Source organism: Methylophaga sp. UBA1464, assembly GCF_002325665.1.
Taxonomy (GTDB): domain Bacteria; phylum Pseudomonadota; class Gammaproteobacteria; order Nitrosococcales; family Methylophagaceae; genus Methylophaga.
Genome location: NZ_DCSO01000095.1, coordinates 4,448 through 14,932 on the forward strand (window position 1 = coordinate 4,448; position 10,485 = coordinate 14,932).

Consider the following 10,485-nt stretch of genomic DNA (forward strand, 5'->3'; position numbering starts at 1 on the left):
GTGCGATTGATATCGATCTGGCAGACTTCAGCATTCATCCTTCCGAAGCTGCAGAGGCGATATTGCAGGCGGGAACGCTGACGGTCAGCAATGGACGTTATAGCTATCCGCAAAATCAACTGATATTGGATGAAGTTTCGGTGGTCGATTTCAAGCTGGCGGCGACCCGAGACAATGAGGGCGAACTTGACTGGTTGCAGCTAATCGCTGACCTGCCCGGACAAGATTCCGAATCTGCGACAGAGGAAACCGATCAGCCAGCCGCTGAACCGACGGGTTCACCGTTCACGCTGCAAATTGGACAGTTTAGTTACAGTAATGGCACATTCCGTTATCGTGATGAAAAGCCTGATGAAGCGTTTGAGACTGTGCTCAGTCCTATTGCCATTCAGCTAGAAAATTTTTCAACAGAGGCCGGACAAACTGCCGACATAGATCTACTGATCGAGTTGGAAAATGACGCCAAACTGGCGGTAAATGGTGGTTTGAGCTTGTCACCATTACAGTTGTCAGGTCAGGCGAGCCTGAATAATTTCAGCTTACAGATGCCCTATCGCTATGTTAAGGCAGAGATCCCCGTTGAACTGAATGGCGGCCGACTGGATCTGCAAGTGACTTACGATGTTGATTTGGCGGATGAAACGCCAAAAGTAAATCTCAGCGCCATTGACCTCGCATTGGCCGAACTCAGTATTCATCAGCCTGGAGAATCTGATGCGTTACTCAAAGGTGGCACGCTAGCTATCACAAATAGCAATTACGCCTATCCGGAAAATCAGCTCAGCATGGAAAACATAGCCTTGGATGATTTCAAGCTGGCAGCAAGCCGAAACAAAGAAGGCGAACTCAACTGGGTGCAATTAATGGATTCATTGCCAAAAGCCGATCAAGACGAACCTGAGCAAACTAATCAGCCGCCCTTGCAGCTGGATATTGCCAATATTGAAATCAATAACACTGCCCTGGCTGTGGAAGACCAAATGCCAGCTACGCCTGCCAATCTGGCTTTGATGTTGTCTGCCAGTATGCAGGACTTCAGTCTCGCAGAAGATCAACAGATGCCATTTACCAGTAATATCGGTCTGCAATCCGGCGGCGATATTGAGGTTAGCGGCGATTTACAGCTATTTCCTGCTGTGTCGGTGAATGCCGAGGCGAATGTAAATCAGTTATCTCTGGTGCCTCTCCAGGCCTATTTAAGTGAATACGCCCATATTGACATTCTGGATGGCAAAATTGACGTAATCGCCAGTTTGATTAGCGATCAACAAGAACCCTTCGCCTTACAAGGCGATCTCACACTTGCAGATCTGCAACTGGATAACCAGAAACTCAATGAAAAGCTGCTTAGCCTCGACAGTTTATCCGTTAATAAAGTGGACTTTTCACTTGCAGAGCAACGCGTGGCCATCTCAGAAGTCATTGTTGATGCCTTATACAGTCGGGTATTAATCAACGAAAACGGTGACACCAATCTGGCGTTGCTGATAAAAGAGCAATCGGCAAGTGAAAATGCTGAAGCCAATACGGCAAAATCAGATGACGCAAACGGCTATGACATTTCACTGGGTCGGGTGAAGATTAATAATGCCAGTTCGCAGTTTACCGATCAGAACCTGCCCATTGTTTTTGATGCCAATATGCAGAAACTCAATGGCGAAATCAGTGGCTTTTCTTCCAGCTCGAAGCAACCTGTCAATATTGAGTTGGAAGGCCAGGTGGACGAATTTGGTCTGGTTGAAATCAATGGTGCACTGAATCCGTTGAATGTGACCGGACAGACCAATATCACGCTGGCGTTCAGCAATCTGGATTTACCCTCGATGACGCCCTATACCGTTAAGTTTGCCGGACGGGAGATCGCCGACGGTAAAGCGGATATCGATCTTAGCTATGAAATTGTGGAAAGCGACCTATCGGCATCCAATAACATTGTCATCCGTGATATTCGGTTAGGGGAACGAGTGGAATCACCCGATGCCATGGATTTGCCTTTGGATCTGGCCGTTTCATTACTCAAAAACAGTGAAGGCGTAATCGAACTCAACATCCCCGTCAGTGGTGATATAAATGACCCTGAGTTTGCCATCGGGCCGGTGATTCGGGGGGCTATTGGTAACGCCATTAGAAATATTGTCACCGCACCTTTCCGGTTCCTCGGCAGTTTGATTGGCAGTGATGATGATCCCATTGATTCGATTCGCTTTCGTGCCGGACGCAGTGATATTGCCCCACCTGAACAGGAAAAGCTGCTCAAATTGGTTGATGCCTTATCGCAGCGCCCACAACTGGCCTTACAAATACCTGCGCCATTTGATGAAACCGCGGATAAACAGGCACTGCAAGAAACAGCAGTTGAGCAACGTATTGAGAGTCTGATGAGTGAAGCAAGCTCAGATGATCAGCGTGAAACACAACGTCAAAAAATACTGGAACAACTCTATACCGCGGCAGGCTTAAGTCCCGATCTGCAAACCATCCAGCAGCAAATGACCAACATCGACGAAGAACAGTCTGAAGCCGAACTAGATGTGCTGGCCTATAACGCCGAACTCAAAAAACAGCTGATCGAAGCCGAATCGGTCTCGGATTCGCAGCTGCAAACCCTGGCCATGGAACGACAAAATGCCGTTTTTGAGTTCATCAAACAAAACGGCAAATTAAACGCTGACCAACTGCAAACCCAAGACAGCGTTTCCACTGAAACAGATGACGGTTGGTTGAAAATGAAATTTGATTTAGGAACCCTCTAACCGATTAGTTGAGTTAGCCTTTTGGCTGTGCGGTTAGATATAAACGCGAGGGAAAGCATGAAGCTGCAAGGGAAAATATCAAACTGGAATGATGATCGAGGCTTTGGTTTTGTCGAGCCCAATGGTGGTGGCGAGCGTGCTTTTGTCCATATTAAGGCCTTTAATCCACCATCCCGAAGACCAGTGAATGGCGAAGTCATTATCTATGAATTAGCTCGCGATAATGACAATCGTTATAAAGCTGAAAACATCCAATTTGCTCGTGACGTCCACAAGTCAAAAAAACGAGAAAAAGTAAAAAGCCAAAGAGACTTTGGTAGTGTCTTTACGATTATCTTTTTCATTGGACTGTTGATAGCCGTCTTCAGTGGGAAGTTGCCTTTAGTTATTGTCGGTATGTATCTACTCATGAGCCTGATTGCGTTTATCGCTTACGCGATGGATAAATCTGCGGCTCAAAATGGCCAATGGAGAATCCAAGAAAGCACCTTGCACTTACTTTCTCTAATAGGTGGTTGGCCAGGAGCCTATATCGCTCAGAAGAAATTACGCCATAAATCGATTAAGAAAGCGTTTATAAATGTTTATTGGGTAACTGTACTGTTGAATCTAGCTGGTTTGTTTTGGCTTCATACAGAGAAAGGGGCAAACTTCATGAATAATGTGGTTTTTCCATTATTTAATGGCTAATAAGCCAATCAAGTTGGCTGATCCTTTGATCGCTTTTGTTTTGGAGGAAGTTGCAACGGATGTTGGAATTTATAAAAGAAGAAAAAAGACTTATTCTCTCCTACAGCGGTGATCTTAGACCATCTAACTGGATATATTCAGAGCTAGAAGAAGGTAATGATGTGAGGCTGAGAAGAACGTTTACACTCACAAAAAATGAGTTGCAGTCTGAGGAAGATTCAAATGATAAAGGAGCCCCTGTACTATTCGAAATAGGTTCAAAAAGTGGACAATACTATTGCTTATCAAAAGCAGTGATGGGAATCGAACATAATCTCTATATCCATGAGGCAATTGAACTCACATCTAAGACATTCATTGCAGAGCGGAATATTTCTATTTTTTCCAGATTGGATAATCTTGTGGATGGAGATATTCGAATTGGTGGCGAAGACGATACATCAATACCTGAAACCGCTTTTTCGAAATTATTACAGAATTTCCCAAATTCATATGAACTAACAAGATATGCATATGCACGTGTTGGTGCCGTAATTTCATCTTACCTTACTCTAAAAGAGGACTATGAAGAAAAGTACCAAAATTACATGAATCGAAGAGCAAGCATAGAAGGTACGAATACCTATCAATTGGTCGCCATTGCTGAGATTGAAAAATATAGGCTTCTACTCGCTAAGCTAAAAGACATGCTTGCAGCGGAATCATCTTATTCTGAAGCCCAGTGGCAAGAAGAAATATTGCAAATTATCCTTCTGCTGTATCCAAAATATATACATGTATTCAAAGAAGCGCCCGTGCGCGATACCTATAATAATAAAAACAGAAGTATTGATCTTTTACTTGTAGATTCGGCTGGCAATACAGATATCATTGAAATTAAGAAACCATTTGATAAGTGTATCGTGACAGACCGCACATACCGGGACAACTACATTCCTCTTCGCGAACTATCTGGCACAGTAATGCAGTTAGAGAAATACATATACTATCTGAACAAATGTGGCAGAACAGGAGAAGAGAAACTAACATCGCACTTTCGGGAGAAATTGGAAGCGGGATTTTCCATTAGGATAACAAATCCTGGAGGAATAATAATTATGGGACGAGAGACCGGCTTATCATCGGCCCAGCGTCAAGATTTCGAGGTCATAAAGCGGAAATATAAAAATGTCATCGACATCATCACCTATGATGATCTATTGGCACGTATAGAATCAACATTAAAGCATTGGTCTGGGGATATTTAGGATCTAACCCAATTTTATATAACTAACAGGTAGATGAGTATGCAAAGAATTGGAATTCTTTTATTGATAACTTCGCTTATGGGATGTGCGGCTACTAGTAACCCACAAACTACTAAAAGCTATGTAATTAACAAGGAAGCACAGCATCATATTGGGGAAGTTACTGCTGACAGTAGGTTAGTTAAATTTAGTCTGAAAAGGCAAGGAGATATAGACCGACAAGTGACGATTAATATTGATTCGTTTCCTTACAGTGGTAAGTTTGATTTATGTAAAGAGACTGGGATTTATCAGCATCTTGTTTCGGTAACAACTAATCCCGATAAAAAACACATCCCAATTTACAGCACGAAAAAAGTAAATTGTGATTCGTGGATCCATGTACAACATTTGAAAAATGATTCTTTCATGTTTTCCTATGAAATCAAACTATTACGTGGATTCAATATTAAGCAAGTGCAAGGCTTTGATCTATATCAAGAAAATATGACGCATTTAATTCAACGTAATGTTGTGCTCAAACCTGACGAAAGTTATCCGCCTATAACAAAATCAGTTAATGGGATTTTAGTTGAATCAACAACGATTGATTTTTCATTTTAGTGAAAATCAATCGAGTATTGTCCGATGAATCGGAATAAAGTTTTTTGTGGCTGTCAGACAATGAACATATGGCGTTAAGGTTGATTAGTTGAGCGAATTATCTAACAAACACTTGTTCATGAACTGGTCGCTCCAAACTGGCCGAAAATGCGGACGTTAGACAGTATGAACAATTTTTCCTCTGATGTGTTTGAAGGATTTGATGTAACTGAAGATGAAGTGACTCACTTTAGAAATAATCATGTAGGGTTTTGTGGTGTTGATATGAATCGGCTAAGTCAATTCTTATTGATTCAACTCACCTCAATTAGTAAGCATGGAACTCACGACTCTTTTCTGATTACGGATGTTATACAAGAGTTGGAAGGTGTCGGTCGTGGTTGCAAACAGCGAGTTGACCAATTCAAACATATGCCGCTTAAAGGATTGTTCAAAGCACATTTTTCTGGTGCACAATTCTTGGTTAGAAATCTGGTAAATCACTGGGGGTTAGAATTTGAAAATAGCCCCAAATTTAATTCTCTTTGCTCTTACGTGATAGAGGAAGAACAAAAAAATCCATCAAAATTTGGCTGGCAAGGCCGGCTTGCCCACGAAATGGTAATAAGCGGATACAAGGAAAGAGCAAGGCAGAATAAACTTACCGGAGAATGGATTATTTTTGCAAAGCATAAAAATTTAAACTATTACCTTTGCATTTCTAGGCATTCAAAATCGAATCGAGGAGATCAGGAGATTTATGACTTTCTCAAGTTGTTATGTGAGCATGAGTATCCATTTCTACTATCCGACTCAGCTATTTAACTCTGGCTCAAAAGGAACGCGCCTACAGCGCGCGGCATTGCTCCAAGTTAAGTCTAATCTCAATGGATGATTTGGAAAGAGATATCAAAGAATATGGAGGCATTCAGCCTCCTCATCTTGCATTTTATTCGCAGGCCATTCGTTTTAACGTTGAAGCAGCAATGGCTTCAATTGATTTTTTGGCAAGCTTTATTGAAATGACGAATGAAACTAAAGGAAACTACGAGAAGACTGAGGAGCTGCAAGATGAAATTCTCGATCAAATCCAAAATCTACTCATTCATGCTGGCGCGTTATCTCGGTATTTTTGGCCTCCTAAACCGGGAAAGCATCGCTTACATGAATACCGAGCGGAAACATTGAAGAAACATTATGGCCTTAGCGAAGATAGCGCTCTAAAGAGCCGTACGCTCAGAAACTTACTTGAACACTTTGAGGAAAACTTAGATAAATATCTTTGGAGTAAGCCAATTGTCGGGTATGTATTACCAGCGTATGTTGGTGGCCAAATAGAGAGTGAAGGTGTTCCTGCTCATTTATTTAGGGCTTTCTACATTGATGTTGGTGTTTTCGAAACTTTAGGTGTCCGTCATGAAATCCAGCCAATCGTAGATGAAGTCTGTTATTTATACGAAAGGTTCCACAATTCGCCAAACACATAATAATTCAATCAACTTCGCCTCTGCGGTGCAGGACGCAGCCATGTTATACCTTTACTTTGTAGAAACCTTATGAACGCATCACATGAAGTCTTATTCATAGTTCGTGACCAACAGCTATTTCGAATTAGAAATGGTAAAGAAAAACTGATGTGTATAGCTTATCCAGAGCTTGTAGATATTCTTGATGAGGGCAGTAAATCTAACTCCAAGGCCATTTATCACTTTCATATTCACTCAAAGACTAATCCCAATTATGTGAATGTTTCTCTTCCAGGGGATAAGTTGGCAACTAAAACAGCTTTGTCTAACCTCATGGGCAGCAAAATTCCATTTGCCAAATTCTTGGGCAATCAAAATGATTTTGATAATTTCTTAACGCAATCTTTTAATGAGTACTTTTCGAAAATCACAAATGATTAGAGCGGTCAGCTTGTTATATTTAGGGGCAATTTCTCGTTCCCATGCTCTGCGTGGGAATGGATCACGTAATTCCCACGGAGGACCGTGGGAACCAGAAAGATGCGGATATTAAATTACCTTATTTCAACGCGGCATAACCCGAACACTCATAAGTGATTCCAAGGGTTCTGGCCGTGACAGGTAATAGCCCTGAACATAATCCACGCCAATCTGACGCAGGATATTCAGTGTTGCAGCGTCTTCAACAAATTCGGCAATGGTCTTTAGACCCATGATATGGCCGATGTTGTTAATCGAAGCCACCATGGCTTGATCTATCCGATTGTTGGCGAGCTCTTGAATGAAAATACCGTCAATTTTCAAGTAGTCGACCGGTAATTGTTTCAGATAGCCGAATGAAGACAGGCCACTACCGAAATCATCCAGAGCAAACTGGCAGCCTAAGCCTTTCAGTTCGGTAATGAAGCGTGCGGCATTGGCTGGATCAGCGATGGCGGAGGTTTCGGTGATTTCAAAGCAAATATTATTTGCGGGTACTTTACGCTTCTCCAGTTGTTCCTGAATTAATTGCAGGATGTCTTCGCGACCAATCGAGGCACCGGATAAGTTAATCGAGCAAAATACGGGCTGTTGGTTCTGACGAAGTTGATCGCCCATCCATGACAGCGTATTGCGAATCACCCACTGGTCGATCTTGGGCATTAAACCAAATCGTTCAGCCGCTGGAATAAAGGCTCCAGGCGGAATGATTTCTCCTTTTGGACCTATCATTCGAGCCAGAATTTCATAATGCGGCATGGTGTTTTCGCTGTTTTCCAGCGGAACAATTGTCTGGAAATAAAGCCGGAAAAGGTCTTTATCGAGTGCTTCCTGTAACCGACTTGCCCATTGAATTTGGCCTTGGCGCTCTTGCGCCTCAATGTCATCCGGTTGGAACAGATGCACCCGGTTACGCCCACGATCTTTGGCTGCATAACAAGCGGCATCAGCATGACTTAACACTTCATCGAGGCTGCCACTTTCCTCGGTAATACTGACCAAACCGATACTAACGCCTACTGAAAACACTTGGCCTTCCCAGGAAAAACGAAAAGCGGTAACAGTTTTTCGTAATGCTTCGGCAATGTCCTGCCCTTTTTCAATTGGACAATGCGTCAGCAGAACCCCGAATTCATCACCACCCAGCCGAGCCAAAGTATCGCTTTGACGCAGTACGGGTTTTAATAGATTTGAAAGCTGCTTTAACAGAACATCACCGGCTCTATGTCCACAGGTATCGTTTACCAATTTGAACTGGTCTAAATCCAGATAGCAGAGCAGATGCTCGGCTTTATCATGATGGGCTTCATAGATCAGCGATTCCAAACGCTTTTCAAACTCACGTCGATTGATTAGGCCAGTTAGGGTGTCATGCACCGCTTGGAAGGTAAGCATCTTCTCTAAACGGCTGTTTTGAGTAATGTCTTGTAACGCCACAACCCAGCCTATGTTTTGCCGATTGGTATCCAACAAGGGTGCACAGTTGAGTTGGACTTCAAATTCTTCACCTTTTTTGTTTTTCAAAGCAAATAGACGCTTTTGGCTGGAGTTCGGTGATTTATCTGAGTACTGCTTACACAATGTCGTGATGTTAACTGGATCTGCTTCACTGTCCTCAATCAGAATAATCTCGTCAATCGGTTTACCGAAGGCTTGCTCGGATGTCTGCCCCAGCAGTTCACTGGCCATCGGGTTTAGGTAGACGATCTTATAAGCTGCATCACAGGTGACAACCGCTTCAGTAATAGCTTCCAGCGTCACTTGAGCCAGCTCAGAATGTCGATGCAGACGATCTTCCATCTTTTTTCTTTCACTGATATCCCTCAGCATGGCGCTGTATTGCACGCCCTCTTCGGTTGGGCTGGCCGTGGTGGTGACCTCCAGTGTGAAAGGCTCACTTTTACCGTTTCTGGCGATTATTTCATAAGGCCCCGACTGTTGGCTGCTGGCCAGAGTGACAAATAATTTTTCAGGCAGAATAGCCGAAAAGGTTTGTTTATTTTGTTCATGGAGCAACACTTCAGTGGGTTGTCCCACCAATTGGTGGGCAGGCAATCCGAACAGAATTTCAGCTCCTGGATTAGCGCTAGTCACAATCCCCTGACTGGAGAAGGTGATAACACCGTCACGCATATCGCGCACAATCAATCGGGTGCGGGTCACCATACGGTTCAGGTTCGCAATAACCCGATTGTATTGAGTTGCAATCTGTCCGACTTCGGTAAAGGGTTCAACTGGTACCCGCTGTTTCAGATCACCACTGCGCTCTTGGGTTTGCATAGCAGAAAGCAGATCAGTCAGTTCGGTTTTCGCGCCATGTTCTGACACATTCAGTCCCTGCTGCTCGGCTTCGATACTGACGCGCAAAGGTATGTAACGGTTCAGCAGAAAGAGGAAGGTGATTGTCAGCGGAAAAATAAACAAGGCACAGGCGACTATGCCAAGTAATTGCACTTGCAGTTGGTCAAAGCGGCTTAAGCCGGTATCAAGCAGTTGCAAATCTCCAAAAATAGCGACGGCCAGTGTGCCCCAGATTCCGGCGACCAAGTGGACTGGCACTGCCGAAATAGCATCATCCAGCTGCATACGGTGCATCTGTTTTTCTGCCAGAAACATAACCAGCGCGCCAAGGCTTCCAATCACCGCTGCTTGTGGTGTTGAAACGACATGACAACCTGCGGTAATGGCGACTAGTCCGGCCAAAGTGCCATTAATAGTAAGAGAGGTGGTTTGGCTATTATCCTGTTGCGTTTTGGACAACAGGATTGCAGTGATTCCCCCGGCAGCGGCTGCGATGATGGTGTTGACGATGATACCGGCAATGGCGGTAGTAAAAGCTAATGTACTGCCACCATTAAAGCCAATCCAACCGATCATAAAAAACAACATTCCCAATATCGCCAGCGGCAAATTACTACCTGGAATGTTTTGTACTTGGCCGCGAATGAAACGCCCAGTTCGAGGCCCGATAACAATTACAGCGGCCAATGCTACCCAGCCACCGACACTGTGTACCACGGTGCTGCCAGCAAAAACGGTGAAACCCATCGCCTCCAACCAGCCAGGAGATTCGTTGACGGCGCTGCTCCAGACCCAGTGACCAAACACCGGATAGAGCAGCAAACTGATCAAGGCCGTGATGATGATGTAAACCACAAAGCGACTGCGTTCAGCGATGGCACCGGAGACAATCGTTGCTGCTGTGGCACAAAAGGTTAACTGGAAAAAGAAAAAACTGGCGTGCCAGAATTCATCTCTGGAAAAATC

8 protein-coding genes are annotated in these 10,485 nt (G+C 43.8%); 7 read left to right on the top strand and 1 reads right to left on the bottom strand.

The annotated features are described in order from the left end of the window. The 7 genes from B3O33_RS12850 to B3O33_RS12880 form a co-directional block, all read left to right on the top strand. Positions 1 to 2,753: DUF748 domain-containing protein (locus B3O33_RS12850; protein ID WP_292363775.1), on the top strand; the 2,753-nt coding region annotated here is incomplete at its 5' end. 57 nt (positions 2,754 to 2,810) lie between these two features. After that, positions 2,811 to 3,443: a cold shock and DUF1294 domain-containing protein gene (locus B3O33_RS12855; protein WP_292360773.1), complete on the top strand. Its 633-nt coding sequence runs from the start codon at positions 2,811 to 2,813 to the stop codon at positions 3,441 to 3,443. A 59-nt stretch (positions 3,444 to 3,502) separates the two neighbouring features. Continuing rightward, positions 3,503 to 4,690, top strand: a complete 1,188-nt coding sequence (locus B3O33_RS12860; RefSeq protein WP_292360771.1) for a Shedu immune nuclease family protein — start codon at positions 3,503 to 3,505, stop codon at positions 4,688 to 4,690. Between the two features lie 39 nt (positions 4,691 to 4,729). Continuing rightward, on the top strand, positions 4,730 to 5,293 hold the full coding sequence (locus B3O33_RS12865; protein WP_292360769.1) for a hypothetical protein: 564 nt from the start codon (positions 4,730 to 4,732) through the stop codon (positions 5,291 to 5,293). Positions 5,294 to 5,458: 165 nt separating this feature from the next. Further along, positions 5,459 to 6,097 carry a hypothetical protein gene (locus B3O33_RS12870; RefSeq protein WP_292360767.1) on the top strand — a complete coding sequence of 213 codons (639 nt, stop codon included), beginning with the start codon at positions 5,459 to 5,461 and terminating at the stop codon, positions 6,095 to 6,097. 62 nt (positions 6,098 to 6,159) lie between these two features. Then, a complete protein-coding gene (locus tag B3O33_RS12875) occupies positions 6,160 to 6,759 on the top strand; it encodes a hypothetical protein (RefSeq protein WP_292360766.1) in 600 nt (199 codons plus the stop codon). A 69-nt stretch (positions 6,760 to 6,828) separates the two neighbouring features. Then, the gene (locus B3O33_RS12880; RefSeq protein ID WP_292360764.1) at positions 6,829 to 7,179 is read left to right on the top strand and encodes a hypothetical protein; all 351 of its coding nucleotides are present in this window, start codon (positions 6,829 to 6,831) and stop codon (positions 7,177 to 7,179) included. Positions 7,180 to 7,302: 123 nt separating this feature from the next. Here B3O33_RS12880 and B3O33_RS12885 read toward each other — a convergent pair. After that, positions 7,303 to 10,485, bottom strand: a 3,183-nt coding sequence (locus tag B3O33_RS12885) for an EAL domain-containing protein (RefSeq protein WP_292363776.1), incomplete at its 5' end; no start/stop codon positions are given.